20 protein-coding genes and 1 pseudogene are annotated in these 20,647 nt (G+C 43.7%); 5 read left to right on the forward strand and 16 right to left on the reverse strand.

Annotated features, from left to right (window positions below; genetic code table 11):
• The first annotated feature begins 8 nt into the window (after nt 1–8).
• Complete coding sequence (locus tag HDCHBGLK_RS05425) at nt 9–1,754, forward strand: UvrD-helicase domain-containing protein (protein WP_004607569.1); 1,746 nt, start codon at nt 9–11, stop codon at nt 1,752–1,754.
• A 267-nt stretch (nt 1,755–2,021) separates the two neighbouring features.
• Here HDCHBGLK_RS05425 and HDCHBGLK_RS05430 read toward each other — a convergent pair whose 3' ends face one another.
• Nucleotides 2,022–2,450 (reverse strand): ECF-type sigma factor, encoded by a 429-nt coding sequence (locus HDCHBGLK_RS05430; protein WP_039909820.1) that lies wholly within the window; start codon nt 2,448–2,450, stop codon nt 2,022–2,024.
• A 406-nt stretch (nt 2,451–2,856) separates the two neighbouring features.
• Here HDCHBGLK_RS05430 and HDCHBGLK_RS05435 point away from each other — a divergent pair, with 406 nt between their 5' ends.
• A complete protein-coding gene (locus tag HDCHBGLK_RS05435) occupies nt 2,857–4,038 on the forward strand; it encodes an IS91 family transposase (RefSeq protein ID WP_039909242.1) in 1,182 nt (393 codons plus the stop codon).
• 35 nt (nt 4,039–4,073) lie between these two features.
• Nucleotides 4,074–4,268 (forward strand): hypothetical protein, encoded by a 195-nt coding sequence (locus HDCHBGLK_RS05440; RefSeq protein WP_004607984.1) that lies wholly within the window; start codon nt 4,074–4,076, stop codon nt 4,266–4,268.
• Nucleotides 4,269–4,440: 172 nt separating this feature from the next.
• On the opposite strand, the gene HDCHBGLK_RS05445 is transcribed toward HDCHBGLK_RS05440, so the two are convergent.
• The 6 genes from HDCHBGLK_RS05445 to HDCHBGLK_RS05470 are packed head-to-tail and all read right to left on the reverse strand — an operon-like array spanning nt 4,441 to nt 11,144.
• Nucleotides 4,441–4,860 (reverse strand): metal-dependent transcriptional regulator, encoded by a 420-nt coding sequence (locus HDCHBGLK_RS05445; protein WP_004607567.1) that lies wholly within the window; start codon nt 4,858–4,860, stop codon nt 4,441–4,443.
• Between the two features lie 12 nt (nt 4,861–4,872).
• Nucleotides 4,873–6,582, reverse strand: coding sequence for an ABC transporter ATP-binding protein (locus HDCHBGLK_RS05450; protein ID WP_004607566.1), 1,710 nt, complete (start codon nt 6,580–6,582; stop codon nt 4,873–4,875).
• Nucleotides 6,575–8,338, reverse strand: a complete 1,764-nt coding sequence (locus tag HDCHBGLK_RS05455; RefSeq protein WP_004607565.1) for an ABC transporter ATP-binding protein — start codon at nt 8,336–8,338, stop codon at nt 6,575–6,577. Before HDCHBGLK_RS05455 ends, HDCHBGLK_RS05450 begins: the two co-directional genes overlap by 8 nt.
• A 3-nt stretch (nt 8,339–8,341) precedes the next feature.
• Nucleotides 8,342–9,814: an ABC transporter ATP-binding protein gene (locus HDCHBGLK_RS05460; RefSeq protein WP_004607564.1), complete on the reverse strand. Its 1,473-nt coding sequence runs from the start codon at nt 9,812–9,814 to the stop codon at nt 8,342–8,344.
• On the reverse strand, nt 9,811–10,536 hold the full coding sequence (locus HDCHBGLK_RS05465; protein ID WP_004607563.1) for an energy-coupling factor transporter transmembrane component T: 726 nt from the start codon (nt 10,534–10,536) through the stop codon (nt 9,811–9,813). The genes HDCHBGLK_RS05460 and HDCHBGLK_RS05465 overlap by 4 nt, the downstream gene beginning before the upstream one ends.
• Nucleotides 10,533–11,144: an MptD family putative ECF transporter S component gene (locus tag HDCHBGLK_RS05470; protein WP_039909819.1), complete on the reverse strand. Its 612-nt coding sequence runs from the start codon at nt 11,142–11,144 to the stop codon at nt 10,533–10,535. The genes HDCHBGLK_RS05465 and HDCHBGLK_RS05470 overlap by 4 nt, the downstream gene beginning before the upstream one ends.
• Before the next feature lie 187 nt (nt 11,145–11,331).
• On the opposite strand from HDCHBGLK_RS05470, the gene HDCHBGLK_RS05475 reads away from it, so the two are divergent.
• Nucleotides 11,332–12,297: a helix-turn-helix transcriptional regulator gene (locus HDCHBGLK_RS05475; RefSeq protein ID WP_004607561.1), complete on the forward strand. Its 966-nt coding sequence runs from the start codon at nt 11,332–11,334 to the stop codon at nt 12,295–12,297.
• 108 nt (nt 12,298–12,405) lie between these two features.
• On the opposite strand, the gene HDCHBGLK_RS05480 is transcribed toward HDCHBGLK_RS05475, so the two are convergent.
• The 5 genes and pseudogenes from HDCHBGLK_RS05480 to HDCHBGLK_RS05500 all read right to left on the reverse strand — a co-directional run bounded on the left by HDCHBGLK_RS05480 (nt 12,406) and on the right by HDCHBGLK_RS05500 (nt 16,270).
• On the reverse strand, nt 12,406–12,834 hold the full coding sequence (locus tag HDCHBGLK_RS05480; RefSeq protein WP_039909818.1) for an ECF-type sigma factor: 429 nt from the start codon (nt 12,832–12,834) through the stop codon (nt 12,406–12,408).
• Nucleotides 12,835–13,254: 420 nt separating this feature from the next.
• Nucleotides 13,255–13,548, reverse strand: a pseudogene (locus tag HDCHBGLK_RS05485) (metal-dependent transcriptional regulator); the annotation flags it as partial.
• A gap of 11 nt (nt 13,549–13,559) precedes the next feature.
• Nucleotides 13,560–14,888, reverse strand: coding sequence for an MATE family efflux transporter (locus HDCHBGLK_RS05490; protein ID WP_004607557.1), 1,329 nt, complete (start codon nt 14,886–14,888; stop codon nt 13,560–13,562).
• A 149-nt stretch (nt 14,889–15,037) separates the two neighbouring features.
• A complete protein-coding gene (locus tag HDCHBGLK_RS05495) occupies nt 15,038–15,598 on the reverse strand; it encodes a TetR/AcrR family transcriptional regulator (RefSeq protein WP_004607556.1) in 561 nt (186 codons plus the stop codon).
• 63 nt (nt 15,599–15,661) lie between these two features.
• The gene (locus HDCHBGLK_RS05500) at nt 15,662–16,270 is read right to left on the reverse strand and encodes a class I SAM-dependent methyltransferase (RefSeq protein ID WP_004607554.1); all 609 of its coding nucleotides are present in this window, start codon (nt 16,268–16,270) and stop codon (nt 15,662–15,664) included.
• Between the two features lie 202 nt (nt 16,271–16,472).
• Here HDCHBGLK_RS05500 and HDCHBGLK_RS05505 point away from each other — a divergent pair, with 202 nt between their 5' ends.
• Complete coding sequence (locus tag HDCHBGLK_RS05505) at nt 16,473–16,832, forward strand: helix-turn-helix transcriptional regulator (RefSeq protein ID WP_004607553.1); 360 nt, start codon at nt 16,473–16,475, stop codon at nt 16,830–16,832.
• 27 nt (nt 16,833–16,859) lie between these two features.
• Here HDCHBGLK_RS05505 and HDCHBGLK_RS05510 read toward each other — a convergent pair whose 3' ends face one another.
• Genes HDCHBGLK_RS05510 through HDCHBGLK_RS05525 form a run of 4 tightly spaced genes read right to left on the reverse strand, consistent with a single transcriptional unit; the run spans nt 16,860 to nt 20,642 of the window.
• Nucleotides 16,860–18,623, reverse strand: a complete 1,764-nt coding sequence (locus HDCHBGLK_RS05510) for a lysozyme family protein (RefSeq protein ID WP_004607552.1) — start codon at nt 18,621–18,623, stop codon at nt 16,860–16,862.
• Nucleotides 18,624–18,656: 33 nt separating this feature from the next.
• On the reverse strand, nt 18,657–19,430 hold the full coding sequence (srtB, locus tag HDCHBGLK_RS05515; protein WP_004607551.1) for a class B sortase: 774 nt from the start codon (nt 19,428–19,430) through the stop codon (nt 18,657–18,659).
• Between the two features lie 14 nt (nt 19,431–19,444).
• The gene (locus HDCHBGLK_RS05520) at nt 19,445–19,849 is read right to left on the reverse strand and encodes a DUF6075 family protein (RefSeq protein ID WP_004607550.1); all 405 of its coding nucleotides are present in this window, start codon (nt 19,847–19,849) and stop codon (nt 19,445–19,447) included.
• Nucleotides 19,842–20,642, reverse strand: a complete 801-nt coding sequence (locus HDCHBGLK_RS05525) for a DNA-methyltransferase (RefSeq protein WP_130574562.1) — start codon at nt 20,640–20,642, stop codon at nt 19,842–19,844. Before HDCHBGLK_RS05525 ends, HDCHBGLK_RS05520 begins: the two co-directional genes overlap by 8 nt.
• Nucleotides 20,643–20,647: the final 5 nt, after the last annotated feature.

Below are 20,647 nucleotides of genomic sequence, written 5' to 3' on the forward strand. Positions count from 1 at the left end.
GTAAGTTCGTGAGTGAAGAACACAAAAGGACAAACTACGACCTTGCAAAAGCTGAAGCCGATAAAGTAGATGAACAAATCATTTCCGCACTTCAGGATGGGATTAGCTTCCGTGTGGAGGCTGGTGCAGGCTCAGGTAAGACATATTCGCTAAACAAAGCCATTGAATGGATTCAGGCAAACAAGTGGACGGAGTATCGCCGAAAGAAACAAACTGTAGTTTGCATCACATATACTAATGCTGCAGTGGATGTCATTGCTGAACGACTATCAAAAGATTCATTTATTCTTCCATCGACAATCCACTCCTTTGCATGGAACGCTATCAAACAGTATCAAAGCTTTCTCATTGATATTGTCACAAGCGATCCTGACTTCTTGCCAGATGAAGGAGATTTTTTCAAGGTCACAGAAGTTACATATACCTTGGGGCACCGTTACAAGGAAAATGGAATTCAATATTTATACCACGATGACGTTCTAAAGCTCTTTTGTCTGCTTTTAGATAATGCAAAATTCCGGCATGTATTTGCAGGCAAGTATCCTTTAATTTTAATTGATGAGTATCAAGATTCCTATAAACCAATCATTGATCGCTTTATTAACTTCTTTATCGCAGAGAAAAAAGGCCCTCAATTCGGTTTTTTTGGTGATGCCTGGCAAACCATTTATCAATCCAACAAGGCTTGTGGTCTAATTGAAAACGAGAACCTCGCAATTATCAAGAAAGGCTCAAATTTCAGATCTGCACCACGGATTGTTCAGCTTCTAAATGATTTGCGGCCTGACTTACCCCAAACATCTGCAATAGATAATTTTGACGGAGAAGTGATTGTAATTACCTGTGACGATTACACTGGCCCTCGCCGGACAGAACGTAATCTAAAAGGCGAATTACCTGCACAAGAATTAAAGATTCGTCTAAGTAATGTCACAGAGAAGATCAAGCGTGAATCATCCGAAGAGGATGATCTAAAAGTTCTAATGATAACGCATAAAGTCCTCGCTACGCAGCAAGGGTACGAACAACTTTTAGAAATTTTAGCTGACGGGCTGAGAGATAAAGAAGATCCGTTCCTGCTGTTTTTTATGGATACTGTTGAGCCAATTTATAAAGCACTTAAAGATTCAAATATGCAGTTGCTTTTTGATACACTCGGAATTAAACGCTTTCCCATTAAGAAAAAATCCGAAAAAGTCAAGTGGAAAGAGCTACAGCAACAGCTGGAAGATGCTCGCACCAAAAGAGCAATTGATGTATTTGAGTTAATCAAGCGGACCAAATTGATTCCTATTCCCCCAAAACTGGACGGATGGTATCATCTATATCAGAAAGCACCAGACACCGTGTATGTTTCTAAAGCTTCAATTCAGTCATTTTTAGAATTGGACTACCTTCAATTTACCGCAGCAATCGATTTTTTGTTTCCTGATGCTATGTTTTCCACTGAACATGGCGTTAAAGGCGAAGAATATGACAATGTTGTCTTTGTTATCAGCAAAGGGTGGAATCTATATCAGTTTGAAACCTATGCACCGATGATAACAGGACACTCTGATGTTCCCGAAGGAAAGCAAGCTTCTTATGAAAGAAACAGAAATCTATTTTATGTGTGTTGCTCAAGACCCAAAAAGAGATTGTTTTTCTTTGTGTCGGTTCCAGTAGATACAGTGTTCAGAGCTTTTCTTACTAAACTGGTTGGAGCTGATAATATCTATACCTATAGCCAATATCTTGAAACAGATCTGAAATAATCAACACGAAATAGCGCCCATCGATCATTTCTGACGACCGGCGGGCGCTGCCATTTATATTGAATTATATTAGCGTCGGGAGTTCCCAGCCATATGGGGTTAGTTACTCCCGACCGAACAATGTTATAAAATCAAGATACAAATATTTCTTTAAATTTGTCTAATAATTATCAACTACATAACTAATGATGGTACCGAATTATTATATTTCAAATCACAAAGCAGGGGGGAGATTGTTCTCACACCCTGCTTTGTGATTATCATAAATTATTCAAAGATCTTTTTTACCTTTTCTTTCAGCCTGTCCATACGTCTGTAAACCGCCTTTTCGGTAATCTGCAGATACCTGGCGATTTCATGGGTGCTATACCCCTGGATCTTCATCAGAACAATCTGAAGGGTAAGCCTGTCCACTGTGATCAGTACATGATACAATTCCTGATTCTCAATATGATCCAAAAAATCCTGTACTGTTTTCGGTTCCGGCTGATCTGTGGATGCTGCTACGGTATCAAGGTATGTACCTGTTTCCTGCACACGCTCATAATAGCGTCTGTCTGAATTAAATGCCTGACGGTCATAAAGACGGATTGCTTCAATCGTATCTTCAGAAACACCGCTGTCTCTTAAAATCTTTTCTTCTTTCTCTTTCCAGAGCTTCCATTTGCGCTCTGTTTTTCCATGGTTATATGCCATTTTCCTACCTCCAATCTGATTTGTTTGAACATTCAGATTGGAAAGGGCGGAGAACGGCAGCCGATACCAGAAGAAGGCTTGTCCTTTTTCCCGACAAATATCGACAAACAAAAAACCGCAAAGGCTGTTAAACCTTTGCGGCAGTGAGAAAAATAAGAGCTATGTTGTAGAACTAAAACTTCTACATTAGGGGCGTGAGAGTGCCACCAACAGCAGAAGATTTTTTTGAGAGGCTATCCTCATTCCTGTATGAAATTATGTAGGTAATTGCTGCTTTGGATAAGCAGCGGGGCAGCTGAAGCAGACCAGCACATAAAAATAGTGTCTTCGACACTTCAACTCCCCTGCCCCTCAATCATGAGGGATAGGGGTTTCTTTTTGCTTCATTTTGCTTCATAATGGTCTTATGAATATCTTACAAAAAATTTTTATCGAACATTATGAAGAAATGATTTATCTTCAACATCCTCGTGATGCTATTGTTGAGAATGTAGAAAAAATGATTCATTGTGGCGATCCATCTTATGGTGGCGCCATGTATATTTGTCCCAATTGTGGTAATTTCAAATTTACTGCTTTTCGTTGTCATTCTCGCTTCTGTCCAACTTGTGGTAACATGTATTCCATTGACAGAACTACTGCTATGTCTTTTAAGATTATTGATGTACAACATCGGCATTGTGTTTTTACCATTGATGATTCTTTGCGGCCTTTTTTTCTTAAAGACCGTTCTCTTCTTAACTGCCTTTTTTCGGCAGTCAACAGCGTGATTTCTCGTATGTTCCATAAAGAAAATAAATCTGAATTATTTACTCCTGGATTTATTTGCGTCCTTCATACCTTTGGCAGAGATTTAAAATGGAATCCTCACATTCACTGCCTTGTTTCTGAAGGTGGTGTTGGTAATACTCTTTCCTGGCGACACTTCAAACATTTTAACTATCATTTTTTACGTGATGCGTTCCAAACTGCTCTTTTAAATGAACTCCATCAAAAAATAGGTCCAGCTTTCAAAAAAGTAAAATCTGCTATCTATGCAAAAGATAAAAATGGTTTTTATGTTCGCGCCATGCCTAACAAGTGTAATCCTTCTCAGGTTATCAAATATATCGGTCGTTATCTTGGCAGACCTGTTATTGCTACTTCTCGCATTGATTCTTACGATGGTGATTTTGTCACCTTCCATTACAACCGTCATGAAGACAATAAACTTATTACAGAAACTGTTCCTGTTTTGGAATTCATTGACCGCTTAACACAACACATCCCTGAAAAACATTTTAAAATGATTCGCTATTATGGTATTTACGCTCGTCACCGTAATTCTGACAATTTTTTACGAAAAGCCATTTCCAGAGAAAAACATAACTTTTTTCTTTCACTCAATAGGTGGCGTGATTCAATCTTACATTCTTTTGGTTACGATCCTTTAAAATGTCCGAACTGTGGAAAAACCATGCTATTTTTAGAACTATATTTTAATCATAATCCTGTTCCTTTGCATGAATTATACGAAAAGGCTATGCAAAAACATAGATGTCGTTCGCCTGCCTCGTTTTCATATCTTCCAAAACCTCTTTTCTCATGATAAACTCAATATATCTTAAGAACGGAGGCCACACTATGAAACGTATAACAGAAGCAGAACTCGCAAAGGAACTAAGGGAACAGTACATTAAAAATCCACCAGAAGGTATGACTTCTAAAGAAGTCCATGACATGAGTGACGACGAACTTCTGGATATGGATTATTTCTTACATGAATTTGATAACCTTGATGATGACGATTTTGGTGAAGAGGGCTTTTACATCTTTTAATCCAAACCGTCTGATTCACTATGCCCGCTTTTGAGCGGGCTATTTTAGTCCCCAAGTTCTCCGAAAGGAGAACTTTCCTATAAAGTAAAAAATCCCTCCAAACCCAAAACGGGTTCAGAGGGAAGATGTGTAATCAGGCATGATGAATCCGCCCACCGAAACACCGTTTTTTTTATTCGGCGGGCTTATCCTTTATCGCTTTTGACAGGGCAGAAATCTCGTTTTTCTGATTTCTAAAGGCGGCTTCTTTCAACCGTTCAAAACTTTCATTACTGATTACATGTTCTATCCGGCAGGCATCGACTTCTGCAGTTTCAGGATCAACACCTGCTGCGATAAGCTGTTCCGTAAAGAAGCAATGACGTTCATAAATCTTTTCGGCAACCTCCCGGCCCACATCGGTCAAATGGAGAAGGTGATCTTCTTCCATCGTAAGAAATCCGCCGTCTTTCAGGGTGTTGACCGCCACACAAACGCTCGGTTTTGACACTCCCATGTGCCGGGCAACATCTACGGAGCGTACCATGCCAAGTTTCTTATGGAGAACAAGGATGGTTTCCAGATAGTCCTCCCCAGACGCATGAAGTTTCATTAAGACCTCCCATCAAACTGATAATTTTTGCTCCGCGTTCCACATAGCAGTATATTTCCCGCCTTTAGCCAGTAATTCGTCGTGAGTACCAGCTTCAGCAATTTTTCCTTCAGATACCACAAGAATTTGATCTGCGTTTTTGACGATGGAAAGGGTATGAGCAATCATTACCACAGTCTTTTTCTTTTTCAGCAGATTAGCGATGGCCTGCTTTACTGCCAGCTCGTTCTCAATGTCAAGGGACGCTGTTGCTTCATCCAAAAGCAGGATCGGGCTGTTTTTCAAGATAGCACGGGCTATTGAAATTCGCTGACGCTCACCACCAGAAAGAAGGTTTCCGTTCTCACCGGTTGGCGTATCGTATCCCCTTTCCAGCTTGCGAATAAAACCGTCACAGTTTGCCTCCCGGCAGACGGCCTCGATTTCCTCGTCCGTGGCATTGGGACGGGCGTGCCGGATATTGTCCCGGATGGTATCGTCAAAGAGAAATACATCTTGATCTACCATAGAGATTTGTTCCAACACACGCTCTGCGGCTACATGGTTGATCGGTTTGCCGCCGATTGAAATGGTTCCTCCATTTGCCTCATAGTATTTTGCAATCAGGTTCAAAATCGTAGATTTGCCGGAGCCGGAGTCCCCGACAATGGCAGTCAGCTTTTGGTCGGGGACTGAGAAGGTCGCGTGTTTCAGCACTGGCTCGCCGGGAACATACGAAAAGTTCACATTGTCGAAGGTGATTTCATGGGTAACTGTTTGAAGCGGTTCCATACTGCCGGTTTCCTCTGGTTCGTTCATCACACCCAGGATTTTGTTTTTGGAAATCATCAGGTTCTTATAGCTGGTGAGGTCTACAAAAATCGAGTTCGCCAGTTTTGCACAGAACAGGGGCAGCATACAGATCAAAAGGAAGTCTACCGTGTTCAATGTCCCGTCAGCCCAGGGCGCATAAGCCGTCCAGATAACCAGTGGGCAGGACAACCAACTCAAAATACCAAATCCAGCTCCGATAGGCAGCACCTTTGCTTCATATACAAAACTGATCCGGCAGAACTCCTGCATGGCGTTGATAACGGTTTTATTCTTCATACCGCCTATGCCATAGGCCCGGAAGGTCTGAATGCCAGAAACATACTCCACAATGCTGCTGACATTTTCCGCGCATATATCGTTCTTTTCTTTTCCATATTTCCGCACCATGCGGAAAGAAAGCCACAAGCCAGGGATTAAGAGAAGGTCGGCAATCAGCAGGATAATCCCAGCCGGAACATAGATGGTCATAACAAAGACGATCAGCATCAATGACAGCGAAAAACTCTTTGCCAAATCCCCAATCTTATGGGTTAGGATTTTTTCATAGTTGTTTACATCGCTTGTGATAGTGTTAATGTAATCGCCGGTCTGTCCTTGGGTAAACTGGGAAAGCGGAATGCACTTCAAATGGTCGCCCATAAAAAGCCGGATATTCTTGCTGACCTCTGCGCCGCCAATCTGCGCTTTGGTATAGCCGTAGCTGTAAATCAGGATACGGAAAAGAAAAACCAACGCAATTATGCTGGTCAGAACCAGGACACGGTTCATGTCAAATTGCCCCGACCACAAAAACTGCATAACAGAGTAAAGCAGCATGAACAAGCTGCCGGAGAGAAGCCCTTCCAGAACAGTTCCGACAACGCCAACATAGAAATTGCGGTTCTTCTTCAATACATCATGCTCACTCATGCGGCTCGCCTCCTTCCAACTGATAAGTAATATTCCGGGCTGTTTCGTAGTCCTCCCACGCTTTTCGGTAATAGGCGTTGTTCTTTCTGACTTCCACATGGGTGCCAACACTGGTAATCGTATGATTTTCCACCACAGCCACCCGGTTGCACATTTTCAAGGCACTCAAACGGTGTGCTACCACAATGACCGTTTTGCCCTTGCATAGATTTTGAATGGCCTTATCAATCTCCATCTGATTTTCCGGGTCAGAGGCGCTTGTAGCTTCATCTAAGATTAAGATAGGGGCATTTTTCAAAATAGCCCTTGCAATCGCAATCCGCTGTTTTTCACCGCCGGAGAAACGGGAACCGAAACTGCCTACCTTCGTATCATATCCATCTGGCAAAGACATGATGAAATCATCAATCTGTGCCTCTTTTGCGGCTGCCCGCACTTCTTCCAAAGTAGCGTTGCTACCCATACGGATGTTTTCCAGCACACTGTCACGGGTGAGAAAAGTCTTTTGGAACACAATGGCTACATTTTTCAGAATGGTATCGTAGTCAAGCTCCTTGACATTTTTTCCGCCAATAAGCACCTCGCCTTCCTGCACATCATAGAACCGGGAGATCAGTTCAATCACTGTGCTTTTACCAGCACCAGATTGTCCTACAAGCGCCATGCGTTCCCCGTCATTGATTTTGAGATTGACGCCTTGCAGTACATCGGTCTTGCCGTCATAGGAAAACCAAACATTCCTAAGCTCAATATCGTGATTTTGAGGAAAGTCTGTTCCACCTTCATAGATTGGAATATCCAGTATTTCTTTAGTCTTAGTAACAGCGTTCAGTACATTTGCGAAATTTGTTCCTAATTCCTGCAAAGGTCGGATTTCTGTCAGATACATAGAGCCGACATAAACAAACAGTAGGAACGCACTGGCTGCCAGTGTGCCTTTCAAGAAAAACATTCCGCCTATCGGAACCATCAGCAACATTCCACACTCAATAATAACGACAAACGCTGCATACGGTGGCCCCATACGCCGTGAGGTTTCATTCCACATGGCATTTTCCTCTTGGATCGCACCCGAAAACTTCTGGAATGACTTGCTCCCCATGTTATAGGCTTTAATCAGTTTCATTCCGCTGATATATTCAATCATAACGGAGTTCAATGTAGTAATGGAGCGGTTGGCTCGTTCCATTAGAGCATCTGTGTTGCGGAACATCATCCCCATTACCAGTACGGCCAAAACCAGCGGAACAAGGGAGATCAAAGCCAGCGGAACATTGACTGTTACCAGATAAATAAAAATAACAACCGGCCCGACCAGATAGCAAACAAGGTCTGGAAGGTTATGGGCCAGGAACAGCTCCAACTTTTCAATATCTTCATTCAGAACCGTTTTAATATCTCCTGTGCGCCGTTCATTCAAGGCACCCAAAGGCGCTCTCGCCATGTGTTCCGCCACCATACAGCGCACTTTGAACAGTGCGCCGTATGCGCCTTTATGAGCTGCCACACCGGAACAGCCAAACAGTGCAAAACGCAGGGTGACAGCAGCGGCAATCATTGCCACAGTCTGCACCACAAGTTCTTTTGTGCAGGCATTGTTGATTGTGGCGTCCATCAGCCTGTAAATCCCAATATACGGAACAATAATACAAAGGCCGCTGCACATGGACAGCAGGATTGCCAGAAACAGCCAGAACTTCTGGACTCCAGCCCAATGGAGCAGCAATGCTACTCTATTTTCCTTTTTCTGCTTCATAGACTACCTCTCCTTTCCATCTGAAACAGAGAACAGCTCTCTCAATTTCGGGAGGGCATCCATTGTAACTGGTACATCATCGGGCATTTCGCCCTCGTCAAAATGCAAAACACGGGAGCAGGTGCGGCAGACAAATTCAAAATCATGGGTGACAACGAAAATAATCTTTCCCATATCGGACAACCGGCGGATCAGCCCTGCTACCTGCGTCATGCTGTCAAAATCCAGGCCGCTGGTCGGTTCATCGAATACCAACAGGTCTTTCCCACAAACCATACTGACGGCTACCGCCACCCGTTGTTTTTGGCCGCCGGAAAGTGTGTTTGGATGGCGTTTTCGGTGTGGGCTAAGCCCCAATTCCTCCAAAGTCGCATTTACCAGCGTTTGATCTGGATTGCGGATGCCAAAGGAACACTCTGCCTCTACACTATCAGCAAAAAGCTCATAATTTACATCCTGCATAACCATATAAGAGCGTTTCAGCCTTGCCTTGCGCTCCATCGGCTTGCCTTCCCACAGGAATTGCCCCTCGAAGTCTTTATGAAGCCCGCAGAGGGCGCGGGAAAATGTAGTCTTTCCGGCTCCGTTATGGCCGACCACGCCAATAACTTCACCCTTTCCTGCGGATAGGCCAATATCATGCAAAATGGTTCGCTTCTTGTAACGGAGCGTCACATTCCGCAGTTCCAATACCGGGGTAGTGGCAAGCAAGTGGGTTTTGGGTGGAAACACCGCCCACAGATTGACTGCCCGCAGGCCCATGTGTTCACGCTCTTGTTCCGATAGCTGTCGAAATTTCTCCGGAGTATAAATCCCTTTGATTTCTCCTTTTTCCAGATAAACAATCCTGTCGGCCAGTTCCATCAGGTAGTACAGCCGGTGTTCCGCTATCAAAACCGTTTTTCCTTGTTTTTTTATCAGCCGCAAATGTTCCCTCAACTCCTGAATGGAAGTCATATCCAGATTGGAGGACGGTTCATCCAGCAAATAAATCTGCGGGTTCATGGCATAAACAGAAGCAAAGGCGATTTTCTGCTTTTCACCGCCGGACAGCTCAAAAATGTTCCTGTTCCGCAGTTTTTGAATACGCAGATCTTCGGCTGCCTCTTTTACTCGCTTTATCAGCTCTTGTGGAGGACGGGTCTCGTTCTCAATGCCAAAGGCAATCTCGCTGTCTGTGTCCACATTGAAAAACTGTGTCCGTGGATTTTGGAAAACGGAGCCGACCTTAGCAGCAATTTGGTACATGGGGAGGCTGCTGATTTCATGACCGTCTACCAGCACACGGCCATGGAATTCTCCTTGGTAAAACTGAGGGATCAATCCATTTACCAGCCTTGTGATCGTTGTCTTTCCGCACCCGCTGCGGCCACAAAACAGGACACATTCTCCTTCCGAAATTTTCAGATTAATTTCATGCAGCCCGTCATGTTCCTGCCCCGTGTAGGAAAACGATACATTTTCAAACTCGATCAACCAATCACACCTCCCCCCACACACAATTCAAAAATCAGAAAAGCTACGGCAACAGCCATAACTCCCCAATCAGCAGCTCCGCATTTTATCTGGATAAGACAGGTGCGGGGATGGGGATTTTCAATTCCACGAGTGACAGAGGCGATGGAAAGTTCATCCGCCGCTTTTGAAGCCGCCATCATCAAAGGCACATAGATACACTCAACTGTCATGCCCGGATGCGCCAGGAAGCCTGCCAGAGAAGGTGAAACATCTCTCATCTGCATAGCATCCTTGATGTAACGCCAGTCCTCTTGAATGGTTGGAATATACCGCAGCATGACTGCCAGGGGAATGACTAACTTTTTCGGCGCATGGACACGGTTCATCGCTGACAGAAACTCATTAACTTTTGTGGTAGTCAGAACAATTCCGGCCAGAGTCCCGCACGCATAGACTTTATGGAACAAACCTAAAAAGGCGATGAACATTGTTCGTAGCGTGCCAGTCAATTCTGCCATAATCCAAACTGTCAGGGCGCAGATAACCGCATAAAAGCATACTGCCTTAATGACATATTTCCATTTTCCAAAGAAGGCCCCTAATACCGCAATCAGCACAACAAGAGAAAATTGATAGGCAAGCGAAGGGGCGAACATGGAAGATAAAACACACACAAGAATGAGAAAAAGTTTTGCTCGTGGATCGAGCCAAATCCCTTTCTTATGGCGTTCACCGCTCATGCCGTGATACCAGCCTTTTCAAACTGTTTTTTCAGCATTTTGCAGCCTACAAAGGCGCTGATCGCAGATGTAACGATAGCGGCGGCAAACATGGCAACAAGGATGCCGGTGTTAGCGGTTGCCTGCATAGTGTCGATATAGCTCTGCTCGGTTCCATTACCCAGCATAGTCTGCGCCCAGCCGTTGGGATCGGCAAAGAAAACGATATACGATCCAGTACCGCCGAGAGAAAACAGGATGTATGCAAGACTGTTCAGCTTCTTGCTTTTGTACTGGCCCGCACCGGAAACAAAGTCAGCGACAATCGCCATAATCAGATAGCCCAACGCAAAAGCCCAGTGCATACCGGTCACGAACCAGATAATGCAGATTACAACACCCATGATAGAAAGGCTCCACCGTTTCTGAACCTTTGCGATCATCAATAAAAAGACTGGCCCAGTAAGCAGGCCGCTCCCGGCTGGCATGAAAAATGTAAGCACGGGGTTAGGCGCAAAAAGGATACCACCCACTAAGATGAAAACGAATACCAGCGCAGTAAAAATACCTGTTGTTACCAGGTCTTTCACGGTCAGACCCTTGTTCATAGAATTTGTTTGATTACTCATTTTGATCCTCCTACCTTTCGTTGTCTTGACTCGACAAGCAGTTTGTGATATTCTTTGGTTAGTTATAACTAACCATCATCTAATACAGTACTCTTGTGCCGAATAACATTCAATAGGGTCCGGCGATATTCGTCTGTTCCTTTCAAAAGTTCGTCCAATCGTTGCAAAAAGGAGGCAGTCTGTTTTTATGTCTGAAATTATAGACCAATTTTATACACCTCTGCTGATTGAACACGGTTTTATCCGTGACCCAAACAACCAACAATACGGGGCATTAGGTGTGTGCTGGAAACTTTCTCCCGAAATCGGAGAAGGCACATACTGGACTTATGGACAAAAAAACCTATTTGATATTAAAATCCATAATTTTTTCTTCCACGAAGATTTCATGTTGGAATGTTCTTTGCCGGAATGTTTGAGTATCACTCGGTATGACTCTATCTCTGGGGAGGAATTATCTCCATACCGCAGACTGTCTGCCGGGTGTATTAAAACATTTATCGGAGACTACGCCCCATACAAGGCTTTAATACATAAAAACATTCCAATTCGTTCCATTGGAATTGAAATCGCACCGGCGTATTATGAGGATTATTTGAAAAAGCTGTACCCGGAGGCACAGATCAATCCAGTTGACGCTTTTCGCAAAATCGATCAAACCTCGGATTTTCCAGAAATGTCACAGTTACTCACGGAGATTAAGGACTATCGCGGGGAAGGGCTTGCTGCAAAACTTTTTTATGAGGGCAAAGTCGCAGAAGCTGTTTCAATGGTAGTTGAATATCAGAAAAGACATCCTGATAAACCTACCAATAAGCTCTCCCGGCAGGATATAGAAAGTATCCAGACGGTTGCCGCATATCTTAGCGACCACTATGCTTCTGATATTCCTCTGGAGCGGCTAACGCAGATTGCCTGCATGGGGACAACGAAGTTGAAAAGTTGTTTTAGGAAATACTACGATTGCACCATCACAGAGTATGTTCAGCAGCGGCGTATGAGTCAGGCAGAATATCTGTTAGCATACACAGAATTGACAATAGGGCAGGTTGCTCAAACCGTCGGGTATTCCACTTCAAGCCGATTTGCAGAATTATTCCGTAAAAGTACAGGGCTGTTACCGGGGGAATATCGTAAAATGGCACAGAAATAATGGCTTAAAAAGTACCTACATTCTTCCTAATACTACGTTTGAAAATTTCTAATAAATGATAAGCAGGGCGGAGTTTGTTCTCACACCCTGCTTTGTGATTATCATGAATTATTCAAAGATCTTCTCCACTTTTTCTTTCAGCCTGTCCATACGCCTGTAAACTGCCTTTTCGGTAATCTTCAGATACCTGGCAATTTCATGGGTGCTGTACCCCTGGATCTTCATCAGAACGATCTGAAGGGTAAGCCTGTCCACTGTAATCAGTACATGATACAATTCCTGATTCTCAATATGATCCAAGAAATCCTGTACTGTTTTCGGTTCCGGCTGATCTGTGGATGCTGCAACAGTATCAAGGTATGTACCTGTTTCCTGAACACGCTCATAATATCGTCTGTCTGAATTAAATGCTTGACGGTCATAGAGACGGATTTCTTCAATCATATCTTCAGAAGCACCGCTGTCTCTTAAAATCTTTTCTTCTTTCTCTTTCCAGAGCTTCCATTTGCGCTCTGCTTTTCCATGGTTATATGCCATTTTCCTTACCTCCAATCTGATTTGTTTGAACATTCAGATTGGAAAGGGCGGAGAACGGCAGCCGATACCGGAAGATGGCTTATCCCTTTTCCCGACAAATATCGACAAACAAAAAACCGCAAAGGCTGTTAAACCTTTGCGGCAATAGGAAAAATAAGAGCTATATTGCAGAAACAAGGCTTCTACATTTGAGGTGTGAGAATACCAATGACAGCAGAAGCTTTTTTTAATAAATTATCCTCATTTATAATCGAAGCTGTGTAGATAGTCGCTGCTTCGGATAAGCAGCGGGGCGGTAGAAGCAGACCAGCACAAGAAAATCCCTCCAAACCCAAAACGGGTTCAGAGGGAAGATGTGTAATAAGGCATGATGAAGTCGCCCACCGAAACACCGTTTTTTTTATTCGGTGGACTTATTCTTTATCGCTTTTGACAGGGCAGAAATCTCATTTTCCTGATTTCTAAAAGCGGCTTTTTCAACCGTTCAAAGCTTTCATTACTGATTACATGTTCTATCCGGCAGGCATCGACCTCTGCAGTTTCAGGATCAACGCCAGCTGCGATAAGCTGTTCCATAAAGAAGCAATGGCGCTCATAAATCTTTTCAGCAACCTCGCAGCCTACATCGGTCAAATGGAGAAAGTGATCTTCATCCATTGTGAGAAATCTACCATCTCGTAGAATAGCCACTGTATGGCGCATGATGGGCTTTGCAAAAAAAGTCGTTACGCTTTAATGTTTCCTTTCTTCCTTACAAAAACTGTCCCTGTTATAGCAGCTGCAAGACTGGCTACTATATGACTAACCAGTACCGCAACCCAAATCCCGTTTAGACCAAATCCCAAATAAGATAGCAAATAGGCCAAAGGTATCCGAACTACAATATAATAGAAAATCATCAAGAACATGCTTTTTGACGGCTTTCCCATGCCGTTAAGCGCACCCAAATAGCAGTTTGTGACTGTGTTAAGAACATAGCCGATGCTGACAATCAGAAAATATGTACCGACAATAACCGCAACATCGCTGCTTCTGACGAACAGGCCGGAAAGCTGTTTTGAAAATCCAACTACCAGAACAGAGAGGATCACAAGCAGTCCACACCCATATCCCAAAGCGCATTTCAAATAGTCTTTTGCTCGATCATATCGCGCTCCACCAGCACATTGGCCGATGATGGTGGTTAAAACCATGTTCAGAGCCATAGCCGGATAGAACAGGATGGTTTCCAGTTTTCCCGTTACCCCATAAGCTGCGATTGCCGTTACACTATATGTACTGACGAGTGCTGTAAGGGAAGTTGTGCTGATTGCTGGAATGCTTTGCTGAATTACAGAGGGAATTGCTTTTTGAATCAGCAGCAGAACATCATTACAATTAAAAGCAGAGATTTTGAATGTAAATAACTTTTTCTTTTTCAGATAGATTAGCATAAACAGCAGGCAAATCATCTGTGAAAGCAATGTTGCAATCGCGGCACCATGAAACCCGATGAAATGAATAAAAATGGGATCGAGAATTGCGTTCAAAATGGTTGATACCAGCATCGCAACAGCCTGAAACATAGAATTACCAAAGCTACGCAAAACCGCAGTGAAATACAGGTAGAGGTAAACTGCCAGATAGCCAAGGATATAAATTGCCAAATAGCTATATGCCATATCATAAGTTTCAGCAGGAGTGTTCAAGGCTTTCAAAATTCCCGGAAGAAAGATTTCAAGCAAAATGGTGACAAGCAGGGAAAATGCCACTGCTACGCAGAACGATGTAGCTATCAAACTTTCGGTCTTTTTCTTATCCTTTGCACCAATGGCTTGTGAGATCAAAATAGACACACCGTTTGTTGCTCCCATGGCAACAGAAGTCAAAATTAAAATGATGGGAGTAGAATTTGTTAAAGCGGCATAAGCCGTTTTACCGAGCAGATTTCCAATCCACAGACTGTCTACAAGGTTATACATCATATTAAGGAACATGGCGGCAATCATCGGGAGCGCCATTGCCATAAGGCAACGCTTTGTGTTACCACCTATAAAATCAATTTTCGTTGGCATAAATCGTTCATCCTTTCCATGTATAATGAATGAATAACATTCATATAGAAATCAAAAATAAATCCCGCTTCTCACGGTATATTATATTGAATGAATGTTATTCATTTTTTGCTTTTTGAAAATCCCCCGTCCCAAAACGGGGGATCATCTCAAAGGTGAAGTGCAAATATGAGAAATTCACGAATCCGTTTGGATTTATCTTCTTGTGTAAGGTCGTCTGTCAGTAGAATACCAAGTTGCCCATATACGCAAAATGTCGCGGCGGCCTGTAAATCATCAAACTGAATTTCGCCTTTTTGTTTGGCACGTTGCAGCAGTTTTTCTACAAGCGGTACCAACTTCTCGCATACCTTAAGGGCAAGCTGATCGTGAAATTTTCTGTTCTCCGTTCCGTGAAAAACAGAATAATATTTTGTATCCTGTTTTTCCATAGTGGCAGGCATTTCTTCAATAATCTGACGTAAGGTTTTGTGATCGTCTTTTTCGGCATCTGTGAATTGCTCTACCAACACATCGGCATATTGTTCAATCGCACTGTCAAATAAAACCTCTTTGGACGGGAAATAGCGATAGCACAAACCTTGTGCCACACCGATTGCTTTTGCTATATCTGTAATCGAGGTTTTTTCATAGCCGTTTTCCCCAAACAATTTGAGGGCAGTATCTAAAATTTCCTGCTTGCGTACTTCCGGCTCTTTTGTAACTCGCATAATTTTAAGCCTCCTTTTTTATCATATCACCCCCATACGAAAAAAACAATGAGTGAATATCAATCATTTTTTGCCCATAGCAATACACGCAGTATTTCCAATCTGCTCCCACGATACATTACGAAAATATTCTGAAAGCATAGAAACAATTTCTGCTTCAGAGTAAATCTTAACATCCCCCTCTTTGCTGTGACGCATATAGAAATTCATAATAATGCGCCCTACAAGCGGCTGCCAACAATCTCCCATCAGGAATGTGCCGCCGGGTTTCAATACCCGGTGTACTTCTCTTAGGACATTCATCGGCTCTGGATAATGGTGAAACGAATCATTGCAATACACGACATCAAAAGTATTGTCCGGGAAAGGGAGTGCCTCACTGTCACCCAACAACAATTTCACTTGCTCCGGTAGCTTTGACTTTGCAACATGAAGCATTTGTTCTGACAAGTCAATTCCGTATAATTCTTTGCCAATATCTTCTTGCAAAATAAGTTTTAACATCTCGCCAGTTCCGCACCCTAAATCAAGGGCAGATTGGAATGGAATGTGCGACAGCTTTTCCAATAGGACAGGATAAAGGGAGCGGGCGTGTCGGCCCTTAATATCGTTGTCATAGGTAGCAGCTTGCTGGTTAAAGGCTGCCTTTGAGTTTTCTTTTATAGTATTCATGGCATTGACCTCCTTTCCATCTATCAGTATAACACCATTTTTTGAAATGTCAATGAATAATATTCATTCAATTATGCGAATTTATATTTCTTCTAATAAGATGTATAATCTCTTATAAGGAGAAATTTCACATCGTTTCATAAGAACTCTGACCTCTGTAAAATAGAAAAGTAACATTATATTGCTACAAGGTGGTGAGCTTATGGACGAAAGAAACAACGATTTTGACTTTGATTTTATGCCCATTGGACAGGCGATCAAAAAAGCCCGTGAAGCCAGAGGAATGACCAGGGAGCAGCTTGCCGGGATCATTGGGTATGCTCCACGACACATTCAGTCCATTGAGAACGAGGGACAGCATCCCAGTATTGAGCTGTTTATTCAGCTAATTACCATGTTCGATGTGTCTGTTGATGAATACATATTTCCTGAAAAAGAAGTTAAGAAAAGTTCTGTCCGCAGACGCTTAGACGCACAGCTCGACAAACTCAATGATAGAGAACTGTCCGTCATAGAAGCAACTGTGAACGGGTTATGTATGGCAAAAGAGCCAGAGGAATAAAATCCTCTGGTTTTCTTTTGCTGATTTTTAGTAGGCTGGAACACCATATCCATAAATAGAGCTGCTTCCAATCGTATATTGTCTCTGTTTTACCGCATCACCGGAATTTCCTTCTACGGTGTAGACAACTCCGTTTTCGCATTTCTCTACAATACCTACATGGTCGGTTAAACCATCGCCTTCCCAATCGAAGAAAATAATGTCCCCCGCAGTAGGCTCATAGTTTCTGTCCTGCCATTGGTTCCGTTCTTTAAACCAGTTTGCACCGCTGACGCATCCTGCAAACTTCGGGATAAAGCCACCTTCGATATAACCGCACTGCTCCGCACACCATGAAACAAAGCAGGCACACCATTCTTCCCGGCTGCTGAAACCATACCATGACCAGTAGGGCTGTCCGCCCTCATTGCCAAGCTGCGTCAGGGCAACTTCTACGATTGCCTGATTACCGCCACTGGTAAATGCCCGCCCGAAAGGATAATAGCGCAGTACATGAGAAACATACTGGGTATCACCATAGCTGTCCCATCCCAATCGCTCTGCCTGAATTGTGGAAAACTCAACCGCATTGGCATAAGTGTAGCCGCCGTAATTGGTCTGCGCCCAGGAAATATAGCCATTTCCAAAGTTATATCCCTGCAGGGCCAGTTTGATCCGATCCATGTCAATGGGGTTTTCCACTTGTGCGGCATTCAGGCAGGCAGCTAAATTCTGGATACCGACATTGATGGAATATTCCGGGTCTGTAATGCCATTGGGGGTATTCGGGTACTGTGTGTTATATCCACATTCCGACGCCTGCATGGGATCGTTTCCCTGTCCTCCAGACTCCTGCATCATGACCGCCTTGATAAGTTCCACATATTCAGGAATCCCATGCTGCTTTGCATATTTTTGGATCAGCGGTTCATAGGCTTCTACCTCGGCACTGACCGGAGTATAGGAAGTGCTTTCACTGCCGCCGCCAAACAGGGAGATCGCACAACCAAGCAATACCACGATCAAAATAATCACTATTGCGATCCAGCCGCCTGCAACAATCGCTGCTATCAATGCTTTTGTTCCTGCAATGATCGCTTTGACAGCCGCTATGGTGGCTTTGACGGTTGTTTTAGCCGCCGCTGCAGATGCCTTTGCGGATGCTCTTGCCGCCTGCGCTGCTTTCTGTGCGGTTTTGGCAGAAGCCTTTGCCGCTGCCTGTGCGGTTTTGGTAGCCTGCTGTGTGGTCTTAATGGCCGCTTTGGAAGTCACCTGTGCTGTTTTTACGCTTCTTTCGGTTGTTTTTACAGAGCCTTTTGCCGCTGCCTTGACGGTTTTTCCTGCGCTTCTGGCAGACTGCTTAATCGTTCTTTTGGTATCTGTTGATGTTTTTATGGTCTGGACAGAAGCATCCGAAACAGGAGAACGGCCTGCAGTTCCACGATGGATCTGCAAGCCGTTCTGTCCAGACACATTCCTTGCTGACCTATGCTCAGCAGCTTTGGCAGCCCGCTTCTGCTTAAAATCAGCCATTTTGTCCTTTGCCTTAACGACAGTTTCTTTGGTAGTCTTAACGCCTTTTTGCCCTTGCTTATTGAACTGGTGGATACCCTCATCTTTTACCCGGTCAGAAGCATGGGAGATCTTATCCGCAGCATATTCCGTAGCAGAGCCTTCGTTGGCATAATACCCTTCTTCCGCTTTCTCCTTTGTCTTTGCATAGGCAGCTTTCATACGCTCTGAAGCAACGGCGGCTTTATCTATGGTCTTAATCGTGCCTTTGACTGCATCCCTGGTTTTAATATCAGCCATAGAAGCCCTCCTTTCTTAGAAGCTGTACTTTCCTCATGCAGTCTTTTTTGCTACCACGACAAGCCTTCCATTTGTGGCCGAATATTCACAGGTAGAAAGGGTAATCAGCCTGTCGCCATAGTCTGCGGTAACATCCGTATCATACAGGGCAAGCTCTTTACACGTTTGGATATAGGCATTAAATTCTTCCTCATTCTTGGCATCTACAAAATCATAATAGCGGTAGCCGCTGGAGCTGTAAGCGACTGTCTTAAATACAGCAACGATCTCATACTCTGCCTGTTCTGTCAGGGTATCAAACTGAATGGTTTTGTGTTCCTCATAAAAGCTTTTGGATTTATAATCCTCCAAAGCTCCAAACATGCGGTTGCCGCTGATGTGGTGTCCGTAAATGATTAGATTATCACTGGTAAGCAGGTCACAGTTTTCCTGAATATACGGAGTACCTAAATCACTGTACTGCTTCTCAAAATTGTGTTTAAGATAATAATTCGGTTCATCCTTTGTCTGCATAACAGGGTAGTTAATGGATGTGCCGGAAATGGAAATCCAGCCCACCATATCTTCATTCTGCAAATACAGCTCCTTATATTTGGACAGGACATCTTCACCCTCGCTGACGGGAACATCATCAGGAACCGGTTCTTCATCGGGAGCCTGTGCCACCACTTCTGCAATCTCATCAAATACTTCGGTCTGCTCGTCCAGCTGTGCGTAATGATCATAGATGTGATAAACAGAAAATGCCGCCATACCTAAAAGGCACACGGCGGCAGCAAGGCAGATCATAGATTGATATTTTTTCATGGGTTTCTCCTTTCTTAGCGTGACAATTCGTTTTGTTTTCTGGGTGCGGGAAGATCCCTGCAATATTCGGGATACCTGACCTTGATGCCCTCCATGAAGTAGGGGGCAAATTCACAACAGAACAGATCTTCCGGTGTAAAAGACTGGGGACTGTCCATGTCGGTGTAACCATTCCAGAGGTTAAAGGCAAGGCGACAAACCCTAACAGTTCCGCTGGTCTGCCATCCGCCGTGCATCCCGTCCGGCTCGATACAGTCATTCTTAAAGTCAAACATCTGGTCGATATTTGCCCTTGTTTCCGAAGCAATCCCCATGACATAGAAAAATGCCCGGTGATAGCAGTCGTTGACTCTGCACTTACTCATGTTTTCCAGAAAGAAATCTCTATGCTCTGCGGAGCGAAATTGAATATTAGACATTTGAAAATACCTCCTTTATCCGTTTTTGCGTAATCTTAAAATATGCCTCATTGATCTCTGCGCCTAAATAATCCCTGCCGTTTGCCAAGGCAGCCAAAGCAGTGCTTCCAGTCCCCATAAAACCGTCAAAGACCAGTTCCTTTCTGGTACTGGAAATCTGGATCAGCCACGACAAAAACTCCACATTTTTTACGGTTGGATGGTAAATGCCATGTTTCTTCTGCCATGTGGCATTGTAGGTTGCCTTGGGATATTCCTCGCCAAACCAGCAGGCAGGGAACCTCGTCTTGTATTTCTTACTTGGTTCTCTGCCTTTATGGAACTGTGTGCCTTCTTTTTTACGGTTCTCCAGTAATTGTGTCTGCTGAAACAATCGCCGTCCTTTCTGACAAAAAATGATCCACTCCGAATTATTGGCATAGCTGCCTTTCAGATCACCGATGCCGCCCAGTGTTCCTTTCTCCACCACCAGACAGTTTTTTACCGTAAATCCTGCTTTTCGCAGACAGTCGTAATGAAAAGAATAGCAGTCAAACCGGGTAAAAAAATAAGCGTGGGAATTGTCCCGCAAAATACGGTAACTTTCCCACGCAAAGCGTTCGTAATCAATCCCTTGATCCCCATCCAATATTTCATGGGGCTGTCTGGCAAAATGGTTCTGGTATGCAATGCCATAGGGCGGATCGGTCAGAATCAGTGACACAAAGTTATCTGGGATATGCGCCATCAGCTCCATACAATCCATACAGTAAATTTGATTGCGCAGATCTAAACACTCTGTCTCCTCTCTCACTTTCC

This window comes from [Clostridium] scindens ATCC 35704 (assembly GCF_004295125.1).
GTDB lineage: Bacteria > Bacillota > Clostridia > Lachnospirales > Lachnospiraceae > Clostridium_AP > Clostridium_AP scindens.